At 65.5% G+C, this 14,410-nt stretch carries 13 protein-coding genes; 5 read left to right on the top strand and 8 right to left on the bottom strand.

The genetic code is table 11. The annotated features are described in order from the left end of the window. The first annotated feature begins 188 nt into the window (after positions 1 to 188). The 3 genes from QDT69_RS01745 to QDT69_RS01755 are packed head-to-tail and all read left to right on the top strand — an operon-like array spanning position 189 to position 3,659. Complete coding sequence (locus QDT69_RS01745) at positions 189 to 2,462, top strand: PBP1A family penicillin-binding protein (protein ID WP_279704944.1); 2,274 nt, start codon at positions 189 to 191, stop codon at positions 2,460 to 2,462. A 1-nt stretch (position 2,463) separates the two neighbouring features. Continuing rightward, positions 2,464 to 3,042: a DUF1214 domain-containing protein gene (locus tag QDT69_RS01750; protein WP_279704945.1), complete on the top strand. Its 579-nt coding sequence runs from the start codon at positions 2,464 to 2,466 to the stop codon at positions 3,040 to 3,042. Then, on the top strand, positions 3,039 to 3,659 hold the full coding sequence (locus tag QDT69_RS01755) for a DUF1254 domain-containing protein (RefSeq protein WP_279704946.1): 621 nt from the start codon (positions 3,039 to 3,041) through the stop codon (positions 3,657 to 3,659). Before QDT69_RS01750 ends, QDT69_RS01755 begins: the two co-directional genes overlap by 4 nt. Here QDT69_RS01755 and QDT69_RS01760 read toward each other — a convergent pair. Beyond that, the gene (locus tag QDT69_RS01760; protein WP_279704947.1) at positions 3,656 to 4,771 is read right to left on the bottom strand and encodes a LuxR C-terminal-related transcriptional regulator; all 1,116 of its coding nucleotides are present in this window, start codon (positions 4,769 to 4,771) and stop codon (positions 3,656 to 3,658) included. The two genes, QDT69_RS01755 and QDT69_RS01760, sit on opposite strands and share 4 nt — an antisense overlap. A gap of 174 nt (positions 4,772 to 4,945) precedes the next feature. Next, complete coding sequence (locus QDT69_RS01765) at positions 4,946 to 5,785, bottom strand: MBL fold metallo-hydrolase (protein WP_279704948.1); 840 nt, start codon at positions 5,783 to 5,785, stop codon at positions 4,946 to 4,948. A 91-nt stretch (positions 5,786 to 5,876) separates the two neighbouring features. Here QDT69_RS01765 and QDT69_RS01770 point away from each other — a divergent pair, with 91 nt between their 5' ends. Beyond that, complete coding sequence (locus QDT69_RS01770) at positions 5,877 to 6,737, top strand: LysR family transcriptional regulator (protein WP_279704949.1); 861 nt, start codon at positions 5,877 to 5,879, stop codon at positions 6,735 to 6,737. On the opposite strand, the gene QDT69_RS01775 is transcribed toward QDT69_RS01770, so the two are convergent. Both QDT69_RS01775 and QDT69_RS01780 read right to left on the bottom strand, forming a co-directional pair. Beyond that, positions 6,734 to 7,501 (bottom strand): hypothetical protein, encoded by a 768-nt coding sequence (locus QDT69_RS01775; protein WP_279704950.1) that lies wholly within the window; start codon positions 7,499 to 7,501, stop codon positions 6,734 to 6,736. The two genes, QDT69_RS01770 and QDT69_RS01775, sit on opposite strands and share 4 nt — an antisense overlap. Positions 7,502 to 7,517: 16 nt before the next feature. Beyond that, positions 7,518 to 7,712, bottom strand: coding sequence for a hypothetical protein (locus QDT69_RS01780; RefSeq protein WP_024579523.1), 195 nt, complete (start codon positions 7,710 to 7,712; stop codon positions 7,518 to 7,520). Positions 7,713 to 8,007: 295 nt separating this feature from the next. Between QDT69_RS01780 and QDT69_RS01785 the strand changes: the two genes are divergently transcribed. After that, entirely contained in the window at positions 8,008 to 8,940 is a 933-nt protein-coding gene (locus QDT69_RS01785) for a DUF2336 domain-containing protein (RefSeq protein WP_279704951.1), read from the top strand. Positions 8,941 to 9,033: 93 nt separating this feature from the next. Here the strand turns inward: QDT69_RS01785 and QDT69_RS01790 are convergent, their stop codons facing one another. The 4 genes from QDT69_RS01790 to QDT69_RS01805 form a co-directional block, all read right to left on the bottom strand. Next, positions 9,034 to 10,140: an NADH:flavin oxidoreductase gene (locus tag QDT69_RS01790; RefSeq protein ID WP_279704952.1), complete on the bottom strand. Its 1,107-nt coding sequence runs from the start codon at positions 10,138 to 10,140 to the stop codon at positions 9,034 to 9,036. A gap of 372 nt (positions 10,141 to 10,512) precedes the next feature. After that, on the bottom strand, positions 10,513 to 10,857 hold the full coding sequence (locus QDT69_RS01795; RefSeq protein ID WP_279704953.1) for a DUF1491 family protein: 345 nt from the start codon (positions 10,855 to 10,857) through the stop codon (positions 10,513 to 10,515). Between the two features lie 741 nt (positions 10,858 to 11,598). Continuing rightward, complete coding sequence (locus tag QDT69_RS01800; protein WP_279704954.1) at positions 11,599 to 12,363, bottom strand: peptidoglycan-binding domain-containing protein; 765 nt, start codon at positions 12,361 to 12,363, stop codon at positions 11,599 to 11,601. Beyond that, positions 12,356 to 14,167: an ATP-binding protein gene (locus QDT69_RS01805; protein ID WP_279704955.1), complete on the bottom strand. Its 1,812-nt coding sequence runs from the start codon at positions 14,165 to 14,167 to the stop codon at positions 12,356 to 12,358. The genes QDT69_RS01800 and QDT69_RS01805 overlap by 8 nt, the downstream gene beginning before the upstream one ends. Between the last annotated feature and the right edge of the window lie 243 nt (positions 14,168 to 14,410).

A 14,410-nucleotide genomic window follows, 5' to 3' on the forward strand; every position in this document is an offset into this window, starting at 1 on the left:
GGCTTTCATTAAATTCACCAGCCGCGCCATTGGTTTATGGCAGCCGCTCGGATAGAACGTGGAACGAGTCCCCAACGACGCAAAAGCGCCTTGGGATTGCCGCAACATCGAAGCAAGACACTGGCCTGTGCCCGATTTGGGCGCCCGCAGCGCTGTCGAACTGATCAAGGGTCCGGTCCTTTCAGATCATGCCGTCGCATTGGAAACAGAAGGTCCGGAACTTCTTCCTGGACCTCGATGCGCGTATCGACTCGACGCTGTTTTCGTCGGGCAAGGGCCTGCGCGAGCTCTACGAGCGCTATTCCACCTTCATGGACCGCTTCTATGTCGGTCGCTGGAAGCGCTGGGTGTTCATCGAGCCGCTGTCGGAAGCCGCAACCCTTGGGCTCGGCGGCATGATCCTGCTGCTGACGCTCGCGATCCCGGCGTTCCGCGAGACCGCCGACGAGGACTGGCTGAAGAAATCCGACCTCGCTGTGACCTTCCTCGACCGCTACGGCAACCCGATCGGCAGCCGCGGCATCAAGCATAATGACTCGATCCCGCTGGAAGACTTTCCGGACAATCTGATCAAGGCGACGCTCGCGACCGAAGACCGCCGCTTCTACGACCATTTCGGCATCGACGTTCCGGGCCTTGCCCGCGCGCTCGTCACCAACGCGCAGGCCGGCGGCGTCCGCCAGGGCGGTTCGTCGATCACCCAGCAGCTCGCCAAGAACCTGTTCCTGAACAACGAGCGCACCATCGAGCGCAAGGTGAAGGAAGCCTTCCTTGCGATCTGGCTCGAGACGCGCCTCACCAAGAACGAGATCCTGAAGCTCTATCTCGACCGCGCCTATATGGGCGGTGGCACCTTCGGCGTCGACGGCGCGGCGCATTTCTACTTCAACAAGTCGGTGCGCGACGTGAACCTCGCGGAAGCCGCGATGCTCGCCGGCCTGTTCAAGGCGCCGACCAAATACGCCCCGCACATCAACCTGCCGGCGGCACGCGCCCGCGCCAACGTCGTGCTCGACAATTTGGTGGATGCCGGCTTCATGACCGAGGGCCAGGTGTTCGGCGCCCGGCGCAATCCGGCGGTCGCGGTCGATCGGCGCGACGAGAATTCGCCGAACTACTATCTCGACTACGCCTTCGACGAGATGCGCAAGCTGGTCGACACCTTCCCGAAATCCTACACCGAGCGCGTCTTCGTGGTCCGCACCGCGATCGACATGAACGTGCAGAAGGCGGCCGAGGAAGCGATCGAGAACCAGCTCCGGCAGTTCGGACGCGACTATCACGCGACGCAGGCCTCGACCGTGGTGTCCGATCTCGACGGCGGCATCCGCGCCATGGTCGGCGGCCGCGACTATGGCGCCAGCCAGTTCAACCGCGCCACCGACGCCTACCGGCAACCGGGCTCGTCGTTCAAGCCCTACGTCTACACCACGGCGCTGCTGAACGGCTTCACGCCGAACTCGAAGATCGTCGACGGCCCGGTCTGTATCGGCAATTGGTGCCCGCAGAACTATGGCCATTCCTATTCGGGTCAGGTGACGCTGACCCAGGCGATCACGCGCTCGATCAACGTCGTGCCGGTCAAGCTCTCGATCATGCTGGGCGGCAAGGAAGGCCCGAAGGCCGGCCGCGCCAAGATCGTCGAGGTGGCGCGCCGCTTCGGCCTCAAGGCGCCGCTGCCCGATACGCCGTCGCTGCCAATCGGCTCCGACGAAGTCACGGTGCTGGAGCACGCAGTTGCGTATGCGACCTTCCCGAACCGCGGCAAGTCGGTGACGCCGCATTCGGTGCTCGAGGTGCGCACCGGCGCCGGCGACCTGGTGTGGCGCTGGGACCGCGACGGGCCGAAACCGCGGCAGGCGATTCCGCCGAACATAGCCGCCGACATGGCCGGCATGATGAGCCACGTGGTCAGCGAAGGCACCGCGCGCCGCGCCGCACTGGACGGCATTCCGACCGCGGGCAAGACCGGCACCACCAATGCCTATCGCGACGCCTGGTTCGTCGGCTACACCGGCAACTTCACCTGTGCGGTGTGGTACGGCAATGACGACTATTCGCCGACCAACCGCATGACCGGCGGCTCGCTGCCGGCGCAGACCTGGCACGACATCATGGTCGCTGCGCATCAGGGCGTGGAAGTGAAGGAACTCGTCGGCGTCGGCATGGGCCAGAAGCTGCCGCCGCAGCCGGCACAGGCCAATGCCCAGGCCAACGCGGCGCCGCGCGTGCTGGAAACCAAGCCGGGTCCGCCACCGGTCTTGACCAAGCGCGGCGCGGATATTCTGGTGCGGGTCGAGAAGCTGCTCGACGATGCAGCCAAGACGACCGGCAAGACCACGCTGAACGAGCCCTCGAAGACCGGCAAGGCGGAGTCCTCGAGCGCGCTGGCGTTCCCCGAAAACTATGTTGCCGCGGCCGGGCCGGACGGCGCGACACCTGCAGTGCCACGCAAGAACTGACGTGCGGCTCCTCCTCACCACCCTGCTGGCTCTCGTCATCGCCACCGCCGTCGGCCTCGGCCTGACCTACGCGACGGCGACGCGCGGCACCGATCTCGGTACGCTGAAGATCGGCGCCTGGACCGCGCGGCCGAAGAACGGCACCTCCGACGTCGACCCCTATTCGCGCGCCACCATCGCGCGCAGCGGCGAGTTGCCGATCGGCACCGGCGACGGCATCGCGTTCTCGGCAACCACTGACGACAAGAACAAGCCGCTCGACGGCCGCTGCGACATCGTGGTCAGCGGCGTGACGCCGGCGGCGCGGTTCTGGACGCTGACGCTGTTCGACCGCAAGGGTCACCTCGTCGCCAACTCGCTGCAGCGCTACGGCTTCACCAGCCAGGAGATCATGCGCGCCTCCGACGGCACGTTCGAGATCCACATCGCCTCGCGCTCGCGCGCCGGCAACTGGCTGCCGACCGGCGGCATCGAGCGCTACGCGCTGATGCTGCGGCTCTACGACACGCCGGTCGGGGTCGCGACCCGCACCCAGCGCGATGCGCCGATGCCCTCGATCACGACGACGGGCTGCCCATGATCCGCGTGCTGTTCACCATCCTCGCAGGCGTGCTGCTCGGCGGCGTGGTGCACCTCGTCAGCGTGCTGGCGCTGCCGCGCATCGCCTCGCAGGACGCCTATTCGCGCCTCACGCCGATGACCAAGCTCAACGAGGTGACGCAGCTGCCGCTGGCCGACCCGAGCCACTCGCCGATGCCGCTGATGGATCCGGCCTTCGCGGTCGCGATCTGCCGCTACGATCTCTCGACCGGGCCGCTCAAGCTCACCGTGCCGGTCAGCCAGGCCTATACCTCGGTGTCGTTCTACACCCGCAACGAGGTCGCCTATTACGCGATCAACGACCGCTCCGCCGGCAAGAAGGTGATCGAGCTCGACCTGATGACGGAAGCGCAGCACAACGAGCTGCCGGAGGACGAGGAAGTCACCGCTGCCGACCGGCTGATCATCGACTCGCCGACCTCGACCGGCCTGATCCTCTTGAAGGCGCTGGCGCCGGAGCCCGGCCTGATGCCGCAGGCACAGGCCTCGCTCGCGGCTTCATCCTGCAAGCTGCAGACCGAGCCGGTCGCGGCCAAGCAGGAAGCGCCGCCGCCGCTGCCCGTTCCGGCCCCGCCGCCGGCGGCTCGCAAACGCTAGCCGGCGACCGTCAGTTTCGGGATAGCGCCGAGCAGCGCGACGACATCACGTTGGCTGTGCGTTCCCGTCTTGGCAAACACCGCCTTGACCTGGTTGCGGATCGTTTCGCGGCTTAGCCCGTGAAGCGCCGCGATATCACCGATCGTCTGTCCCTGCACGATGCCGCGGGCAACCCGCGCTTCGCTGGGAGAGAGGTCGAAGAGCCCGCGAATGAGCGCAAGGCTCGGCGCCTGAGGCGCCGTAACCGGCGTCACGATCAGGATGCCCACCGCCCCATCGAAAAGATCGCGCGCTTCGCCGGGCATCGACACCAGATGAACAACCACACGGTCCTGATTGTCGGCGCGGCACGCCGCAAACGAGCGCACGGCCTTCTCAAGCGGCGACCCGAGCTGGGACAAACCGGCACGCAGGAGGGTGTCAGCGGCCGCGTCCCTCATCGCGATACGGTCCCCGGGGAGCCAGCGCAGGACGTCCGTCATCCCTTCGATCAAGGCGTTCGCCACCAGGACACGTCCGGATCGTTCAATCGCCAACGCCGGCAGATCGACGAGCGCCAGAGCCTCGGTCGCCGCCTGCATCCGCGCCAGACGCCAGCGCGTCGCCAGCAGGCTCGCCCGCGCGAGATGGGGGCGAAACCGGTCGAGAAAATCGAGATCCTGCCGCGAAAAAGCCGGCTCGCCTGCGAGTCTTTCCATATGAAACACGACGAGCTCGCCGGAGGGACTATGGACGGCCGTGGCGCAGGCGTGCTCGAAACCCCACTTCTTGTTCCACTCCGTCCGATACGGATCGCGTTCCCATTCCTCCAGCGTGAAGACGTCTTGTTCGCTGACGAAACCAGGGTGATCCCGTGCCAGCAGCCTCGGGGTCGTCTCGGTACGACTGGCCAGGCCCTCGCTGATGAAGGCCGAGAATGCCTCCTGGATCGATGGTGACATCACCACGCCATTCCAGACGCCGCTCCACCGATCGCTGCCCGAGCTGATCATCACCATGCCGTGGGCGCCGCCGGCATGCGCGATGTCTTCCAGAACGTCCGGCCACAGGTCTGGAACGACAGCAGCCTCATGGATCCGATCCACGATGCGCTCGAAGTCAATGTCCGTCATTGCCACCCCTATTAGCCCCAAGACAATCGACGTCAAACAAGCAGCCGGCGCAACCCCGCGCAAATACTGGCATTTCCATTGCCCGAATTTCAAATGGTAAGGTGGATGCAACGACCGCGCCAGAATCGCTGGCAAACTCTGCGACGAAGGTCAAATGCGGACCGCGCGGTCAAATCAAAGAGCGAGCGCGTGTCGACCGCAACGGCAGCTCTCGTAGTCGATGGGATCGTGGCTGTTGACGATCGTGACATCGGAGCCATGCGCCGCCTTCAGCTGGCGCAAGCGCTCCTGGTTCTGGATCCGCGTCGCGCGATCCATATCCGCTCGGCGCTGGAACAGGCCGAGCACCAGCGGGATCCGCGGCCTCACATCGAGCTGCGCGTGATGGAAGTAGGCATCACCGGCATGCAGCAGCCATCTGCCCTTGTCGCGCACCGCGATGCCGCAATGGCCGAGCGTGTGGCCCGGCAGCGGGATCATCAGAATGTCCGGTTCGCGGTTACCAAGCGCGCGCACGCCTTTGAATCCGAACCAGTCCTCGCCATCAGCGCCATAGAACGTCCAGTCCGGCCCATGCTTCCATTGCGCCATGATGTAGCGTCCTTCCGGCGGTGTGACCTGATGCGTCACCGCCATATCGTATTCCTTGCGATGGACGTGCACCTTGGCTTTCGGAAAGTCCGGCACGCCGCCGGCGTGATCGCGATCGAGATGCGTCAGCAACAGATGGCGCACATCATCAGCCGAGAAGCCCAGTGCCTTCACCTGACGGACGGCGGTCTCGGCCGGATCGAGTCGCGGCGTGGTCTGCCGCACCCATTTGCGCCCGAGCCGCGGCGGGTCACCGATGTCGTCGAGCCCGATGCCTGTGTCGACCAGCACGAGGCCGTCATTGCTCTCGACGAGCAGGCAATGACAGACCATCCGCGCCCGCTGGAAGATGCTGCCGCTGCCGTTCACGAGCCGCTTTCCGATCGGGCACATCGTGCCAGTATTGAGATGATGGATGCGCATGACATATCCTCCGCTGACGCCGGCGTAGGCTTGCCACTCGCATTTCCATAGGTAAAATATTGTCTTTCTATCGATACGATAGGACAGGCCTATGGATATCCGCGAACTCCGTTATTTTGCCGCGGTCTACCGCGAGCGCAATCTGACCGCTGCGGCGAAGCGCTGCTTCATCTCGCAACCCTCGATCTCCGCGGCGATCACCAATCTCGAGGCCGAGCTCGGCACCACGCTGTTCATCCGGCACAAGAAGGGCATGGCGCCGACGGAATCTGCCGCGCAGTTTCACGGCATCGCCCGCAGGATCATCGACGAGGCGGACGCGGCGCGAAACCTGTTTCGCAAACCGGCGACAAGGCAGCCGCTGACGCTCGGTCTGTTGCGCACGCTCGATCAGGCGCGAACGATCGCCCTGCTGAAGCCGCTGACCGGCAACGCCGATCTCGCGCTTCGGTTGGTCGGCGCCAACCAGCAGGCCGACGCACGGATCGTCGCAAGAACGATGATCGGCCCCGACGAGCGCTTCATCCCGCTCTGGAGCGAGCGCTATGTCGCGGCACTGCCGCCGTCGCATCCCCTGACGCTGAAGGAGACGCTGCGGACCAGCGACTTCGCCGGCGTTCCGATGATCGATCGCTGCCATTGCGAGCAGCAGGAATTCTTCAAGCGCACCGCGCCGCCGCGCAAGCCGGTGGCGATCGCGGAATCGGAGGAGTGGGCGATGGCGCTGGTCGCGGCCGGGGTCGGCATCGCGATCGTCCCCGAAGGCGTGGCCTGCGGCAATCCGGACGTCGCGGTGCGTGCGATCGAGATCGACGTGACGCGCCAGGTCGGCCTCGCCTACCCCTCGGCCCATCCGCCCTCCGATGCGCTGAAGGAGTTCATTGCAAGCCTGCCGCGGCAAGCCAACAGCCGCCGCGTCAGGTCCGCAATCAAGAAGGTGAAATCGGCCTAGCCCTTCGTCACCACGGCCTGGCCCGTGACCGGCCCGGAGACCAGCGGCGCATTGGCGGAGAGCCGGGCGAGTTCGTTGATCTGACGTTCGGCATCCGCGGCCATGCCGTCTGGCGCCTGGATCACCAGCCGCTCCAGCGCCCAGCGATAGGACGAGATCCGCCGCTCCAGGGCCTGCTGGACCCACTGCACGATCAGCGTGTTCTCCTCCATCCGCGCGACCGCATCGGCCCGCTCGCGCGGCGACACGTCGGCAATCATGTTGAGGCTGGCACTGCGCTTGCGGTCGAGCTCGATCACCTGGATCGCCGTCGCGAAGAACGGCTCGAACCGCGTGATGTCGTCGCGTACCTGGTCGATCAGCAGCGAATAGCGCGAGGCGAACGAGCGATGCGGCTCGTCGATCAGGTTGCGGCCATACGCGGTGCGATCGAACACCGCCTTCTGCCGCCACGGCGAAGGCAGCGGCTGGTAATCGCCGAACACGCTCTTCCATGCCGGCCGCGACAACGGCGGCTCGACGAACTGATAGGCGAGATCGCGCAGCTGGCGTTCGTGTTCGGTGAGCTGGAATTGCGAGGCGTTCTTGCCGATGCTGCCGGTCGCCTCGGCGCCCATCCAGCGATGCATGTCGTCGTTGCGGAAATCAGCGCGGGTGCGGCCGAAATCGCCGCCGCTACAGCCCGCGAGCGCTGAGCCCGCCACCAGCAGGATCAGCGCCGGGAGTGACCGCCGAACGACAGTCCGCTGCACAGGCTCGAGCATTGCACGCTGTCCGCGATCAGGAGCGGCGTCGGCGCCGGCGGCCCTGCGCAGTGCCCTGCTCCGGTCCGCGACCACCGCCGGTCTCCTCCGTCGTTCGCTCGATCCGGACGACGGGAAGGATCAGCACGGTCCCCATGCCTTCGCCGGCAGCACCGGCCATGCTCGGCCGCCGTGCAGCCGCATCCGCCGGAAACTCAACGATGGTGCCCATGTTCCGTTCTCTCTGGCCCCGCACGGACATGATTTGCCCCGCGCACGCCGAGTTAAGAACGGGCATGGTTAATGACATCTTAAACTACCGATACGGACGGTTACGGATATGGCGCTGTGCCTTAATAGACACGCGCAAATCCGAGCGTTCGCCTTCACGGCTTGTTTTCCTTAACTGCGTCTTAAAACAGCCTGCGTAGGCTCGCTGTCACAGGGTTTTTCAAACCGAATCTTACTGGCAAGTCGCGTACGCCGAGATGAGCGCAGCTCCGCTATTTCCTGGTTTCGATGGGCTGATGACGCTCTCCCGTCGTGAGGGCGTCGACATCCGCCCCACTTTGCTGCGCGTCCTGACCGACCTCTATGTGCAGGCCAGCGCACACTCCGCCGATGAAGAGCGCCAATTCGTCGAGTTGACGTCGCGCCTGATCGACGAGGTCGACGACGCGACCCGCGCCGCGGTCCGCGCGCGGCTTGCAATCTATCCGGCAACGCCCGCCCGGATCATGGAGAAGCTCGGCCTGCGGCGCGCCGGTCCGGACCAGCCGATGCCGGCTGCTGCGCCGATTGCCCCGCCCGCAGCGTCAACGCCGCAGGCGAGGATTCCGACCGAGGCCGAGCAGCGGATGGCGGCGAGCCTTGCGATGCGGCCGAACGATGCCGCCGAAATCTCCGACATGTTCTTCGCCGCCACTGCCAAGGAACGCGCGCAAATCCTGCACAATCTGCAGGAAACGCCGCTCAAGGCCGCGGCACGGATTCCGGCAGCCCGCGCCGCGCGCGCGATCCATATCCTGGAGATGGCCGCGTTTGCCGAGGACCTCGACAACTTCACACTCGAACTCGGCGAAGCGCTGATCCTGCCGTCGCGGATCGCCGCCGACGTCGTCAACGATCCCGGCGGCGAGCCGCTCGCCTGCGCGATGCGAGCGCTCGACGTGTCGAGCGCCGCCTTCCAGCGCATCCTGATGTTCCTCAATCCGGAAGCCGGCTCGTCGGTCAACTATGTCTACCGGCTGTCGCGGCTCTACGATCGCCTGAGCGAACGCTCCGCGCTGGTGATGCTGGCGGCCTGGCGCGGCTCGACGATGGCGGTGGCCCGCGCCAAGTATCGCTCGTCGCTGTATGACGATGAGCGTCATCACGTGCGCGCCGCGTCGCCGCAAACGCGACCGGCAGTGCAGCCCGGCAGCGCGCCCGCCATTCGCAACCAGAAATCCGGAAGCTAAGGCGCGACCATCGCGTTCTAGCTTTATTCGGGGCATACGTGGACTCGTTGGCACGGCAAGCTCGTCGTGGCGCCCTGCCACCCGCCCCGCCGATTAACTCAGGGTGGCGAACGCAGCCGGCGTGAACTCGGCGATCTCGCGACCTTGCCGTACTTTCTCAAGCCAGGCGGCATCCTGCAGCAACGCGCGTCCGACCGCGACCAGGTCGAACTCGCCGCGCTCCAGCCGCCTGAGCAGTCCATCCAGCGGCGTGGATTGGGCGGTCTCGCCCGCCAAGGATGCGTAGACGTCGCCAGACAGGCCGACAGCGCCAACGGTTATCGCGGTGACCCCCGTGAGCTTCTTCGCCCAGCCGGCAAGATTCAGCTCCCGATCGATCTCAGGGAAAGCGGGCTGCCAGAACTTTGGCTGCGAGAGGTGGAAGGCATCCGCTCCAGCGTCGACAAGGACGGAAAGCCATTGTTCCAGCGCCTTCGGCGTCGCGGCCAGCCGTGCACTGAAGTCTTTCGGCTTCCATTGTGAAAGGCGGAGAATCACCGGGAAGCCCGAGGTCACCACCGACCGAATTGCGTTCAGAATCTCGACCACGAAGCGAGAACGCTCGACGAGCGTCGAGCCACCGTATTCGTCGTCGCGCAAGTTGAGATGGTCGTAGAAGAACTGATTGATGAGATAGCCGTGCGCCCCCATCACCTCTATGCCGTCGAAGCCGAGCCGCTCGGCATCCATTGCTGCCCTCGCGAACGCGTCGATGATGTCGGCCACATCGGCCTCGCTCATCGGCTGATTGACGCGCTCGCCTGTCACTGAAAGCCCCGAGGGACTTTCATAGGGCGCCGGCGGTGTCCAGTCCGGTACCGCGTTCGAGAGCTTATGCCCCACATGAACCAACTGCGGCGCGATGCGCCCACCTGCCGCGTGAACCTCGTCCACCACCTTCTTCCAGCCGGCGAGCGCCGTCTCGCCGTGGAAGCGGGGCATATTGGGCTCGTTGAGCGCGGCCGGGCGACCGACCCCTGTCGCCTCAGTGATGATGAGACCGACGCCGCTCTCTGCGCGGCGGCGATAATAGGCGGCGACCTCGGCGGTGGGTACGCCGCCCGGCGACATGGACCGCGTCATCGGAGCCATCACGACGCGGTTCGGCAGGTCGAGGGCGTTCAGGCGGTAGGATCTGAACAGGACGTCAAGACTGGACATGAGATGTTCCGGCGCGCGAGAGACAGTCGACCAGAGTGCATTGATGCAAGCCGTCGTCAGGCGTTTCGCTAGTTTGGTTATCAGGGATGCGCCGGCCGACTCACGCGGATGCGCTCACCAGCTCGGCCGTTGGCAGCGTACCTGGGGTCGCGGACTGCCGAACGGGACTGCGCAATGCGCGACAACGGCTGTGCATCGGCGCACCACTCCGACCGACCGCGCTTCGCCCGGCCACGCCGCGCCGTCTCGGGGAGCTCGGCGGTCGTGTCCGGATCTGGTCCGACCGCGAAGTCGTTGAATGTCGGGATCTGCGCGGCCGTTGTGGTGCAAGCGGACAAATGCGCTTGCTTCCCAAGCAGCCGAGGTTGCGCCCTAGCTCTTCGCCAGATCGAGGAAGTGCCGCCCAGCGCGATCCTCGGTCTCGACGATCCAGGCATCGGGATCGAAGCGCAGTTCCTTGGTCAATCGCTCCTCGACTGTCGGCTCGGTCACCGGCTGCGGCGCCGTTGGCACGAACAGCCGTTCGACCGGACGGCTGTCGTCATAGACCGTCTGCGGCGCCGGCGCGTACAGCATCGCGTTGCCGTCCATCAGCGCCACCTTGACGAACACGGCGCCGGCCTCTTCGGCGCCCTTCTTGCGGACCGCGCCGAACACGCCTTCGGTCTGGCAGCGGCGCAGATAGGCCGCAACCCAAATACTGGTTTTCAATCGCATGCGCCGACCTATAGGCCAGCAGCGCGGCCACGTCCAATTGTCACGGATGTCACGCGCCGACGGGTGCATGGCCGTGCCACCAATGCTCTGAATTTACTTCCGCTTTCGGCGGCATAGTGGACTTGGCCAGACTTGCGACTGGGTTGATCCGGTCGCGAATGACCCGTTGCGGAAGTTAGCTGCTTCGTCGACCGGCTTTCCGCGCAAAGAGTATCGTTAGGAGATATGCCAGCGCGAGAACAAAGATCGCGTCGAACAAGTAGATCTTGAAACCTCGACCGAACGACGCTCGGGTCGCCCCGAACGAAAATTCTCGCGCGTCAGAGAACTGTATCGGCAGGTTGAGAACGGTCGAGATGAGTTGACCGACCCAACCGTCTCCACAGGTGAAGCTTTGCTGTTCCTCGGTCAAACTGCATCCGATGGATTTCAGCATAGGATATGCGACAAGCTCCAACGGGACTATGACAACGGCAATTGCCACGATGCATAAGCAAAGCAGGCCCACGCCTCGAAAAACCTTGAGCACTATCGATCTCAACATTCACACCGATAGCCGGTTGAGCCTATCCTTGATCCGCTCACCGACAAGCGTCGAGGTGCTGGTAAACGAACCTTTGGGGCGGATGACCTTCTGCTCATGGCCCATCGCGTCATTTGGCTGCGCTGCAACTTTGGTTGCCACCCGCGCATAGTGGACTCCGTTAAGCCCTCCGAACGGCAGATTTATGGGCTCGCGGCCTAGTCGATCGAATGCCCGATCATGGTGCCGAGCTCGCGCACCAGACGATCGGACATCTGCCCGGTCACCGGCAGCTTGCGGGCGCGCTCGAACTTCGCGATCGCGTGCTGGGTGTCGGCGCCGATCGTGCCGGTCGGCTTGAGCTGGCCGTAGCCATATTCGGTCAGCGTGCGCTGGACCGCGGCGATGCGTTTGCCGGCCGGGCTCAGATGCTGGGTCGGGATCGGCGCCGGCGGACGAATGACGCTGGACGGCGCGGCGGCCGGGGACGGTGCGGCCGCCGGCGGCGCAGCGGTCGACTTCAGCACCAGGTTGGCCATCGGATCGACCGGCTTGGCTTCAACCGGCTTCGGTTCCGGCTTGGCTTCAACGGACCTGGTCTCGGCCGGCCTGGTCTCCACCGGCTTCACATCGACCGGTCTCGGCGGCTCCACGGCGGCCGGCTCGACCGATCGGGCGGCAGCCTCGGCAGGACGCGGGCGCGGCATCGGGCTGGCGGCAGCGACAGCCGGTGGCGGCGGCGGCAGCGTCACCACCGAGCCGCCGAACATCGGGGACGGATGACGGCCAGCCTGCAGGAACAGCGCGTTGATCAGGATAGCCACAATGGCAGACGTTGCCAGTACGCCGGCGACGAGATCCTTCGGACTGTGCAGCAGCAGGCGCAGGACGAGGCCACGCTCTTCCTCGGCCGCGATGGCCACTGCCTTGGCGCCGCGGCGACGGCGCGGCGTTTCGTCATCATCCAAAGTCTGTCTAGGCACTCTTCTTCACCTGATGGGTTTGCTCTTGGAGACCGGATCGCAATGCGGGCTTCAGCGTCGAGACATTGCTGGTCGGCTCGACGGCGGCGGGCGGGGTGAACGCCAGCGGCAGCGCGACCGACACGATGGTGCCCTCGCCCACCTTGCTCTCCACATTCATCTCGCCGTGATGCAGGCCGACCAGCCCCTTGACGATCGACAGGCCAAGGCCGGTGCCCTCGTGGCGGCGCTGATAGGTCTTGCCGGCCTGGAAGAACGGATCGCCGATCCGCTTGAGATCGTCGGCGGCGATGCCGACACCGGTGTCCGAGACCCGCAGCATGAGCCGCGATCCCTCGACGCCGGCCGACACGGTCACCTTGCCGCCGCGCTCGGTGAACTTGATGGCGTTGGAAACCAGATTGAGCACGATCTGCTTGAACGCGCGTGGATCGCCATTCACGACCGGCAGGTCGTCGCCCACGCGGGTGACGAGGTCGACGCCGCTCTCGCGCGCCTTCAACGCCACCAGGTTGCAGCAATTGAGCAGCGCCGGCCGCGGCGCGAACGGCTCCGGCGAAATCTCGAAATTGCCGGACTCCATCTTCGACATGTCGAGGATACCGTTGACGACCGAGAGCAGATGCTGCCCGGAGTCGTTGATGAGCTGGGCGTATTCCTTGCGGCGGGCCGCGTCGAGCCCGAGCACGTCTTCCTGCGCGATCATCTCGGAGAAGCCGATGATGGCGTTGAGCGGGGTGCGCAGCTCGTGGCTCATGGTGGCGAGGAAGCGCGTCTTCGACGCATCGGCCTGCTCGGCCGCGTTGCGCGCCTGTTCGAGCGCCTGCTCCTGCACCTTGCGATCGGTCACGTCGCGCATCACGGCGACAACTTCCGCGTCGGCCGAGGTCTGGTCGAGCGCGCGGCAGCGCATCTCGACCCAGATGAATTCGCCGGCAGCCTCGCCGCGCGCACCGTCGCGGCGCACCCGGAACTCGACGCTGCGGGACTCGCCGCGCGCGGCGTCCGACAGCGCGGTGAGATAGGCCGGCCGATCGGCGACATGAACGCGGTCGAACAGGCCGTGGCCCGACAGCCGCGACGCCGGCACACCGAGCATGATCTCGACCGCGGGTGAAATGAAGCGCACCGCGCCGTTGCGGCTGTGCCGCGACAAGACGTCGCTCATGTTATGCGCGAGCAGGCGGTAGCGCTCTTCCTCGACATAAAGCAGCGCCACGCTGGTGCGCGCCAGCGACTCCGCGCCGAAGGCGAGCCCGGCCGCATAGAAGATCGCCGACACGACGCCGAAACCGACCAGCGTGCCGTTCGACGCCACCGCGGGATCGGCCGCCGGCAGCACATGGTAATGTGCCAGCACGCTCAGCAGCGCCGCGCAGATCATCGCCAGCGCAAATGCAAACGCGACCACGCGCCGCGAGGCCGACAGCGCGGCCTCGATCGGAATCACGACGAGCCACACCGCGGCGAACGACGCGATGCCGCCGGTGGTCGCGGCGATCATCATCACGAGACCGGCCAGCGCAAGCGACGACAGCACATGGGCGCCCTCGTAGCGGCCGGTGCGCGACAGGAACCAGGACAGCAGGATCGGCGCGATCAGCCAGGCGAACGCCGCGACCTCGATCGCCGTCGGCGCGCCGCGCATCGCCAGAAAGGCAGGGAACGAAGCCAGCGCCGCCAGGCTGCCGAGCAGCCGAGGCGCCATGAAGGCACGGTGGCGCGCACGCGTCAGCGCATCATATTGCGCCGACGGATGCAGCAGCGCATCCAGGCAATCGCGGATCAGACTCAAACTACTCACAGCACTCGCGCTTCGGCTCAATCGTCAAGACAGACGCGCCGGAACGCCTCCTTCGTGATTGCAGGTCAACGTGTCAGAGCGAACTTAAGCGAACGCTAAGGCGCGGTGGCCCGCTGCCAAACACCGTGCATTGACGAGGCTGCGAGGCTGCCATTCACCGGTCATTTGTCGGGGATGGTGAACGGCTGGTTTCCGGATGCGACGATCTATGGTTTCGAAATGGTGGACACGGCGTAGCCGGCA

Origin of the sequence: Bradyrhizobium sp. CER78 (genome assembly GCF_029846235.1) — a bacterium.
GTDB lineage: Bacteria > Pseudomonadota > Alphaproteobacteria > Rhizobiales > Xanthobacteraceae > Bradyrhizobium.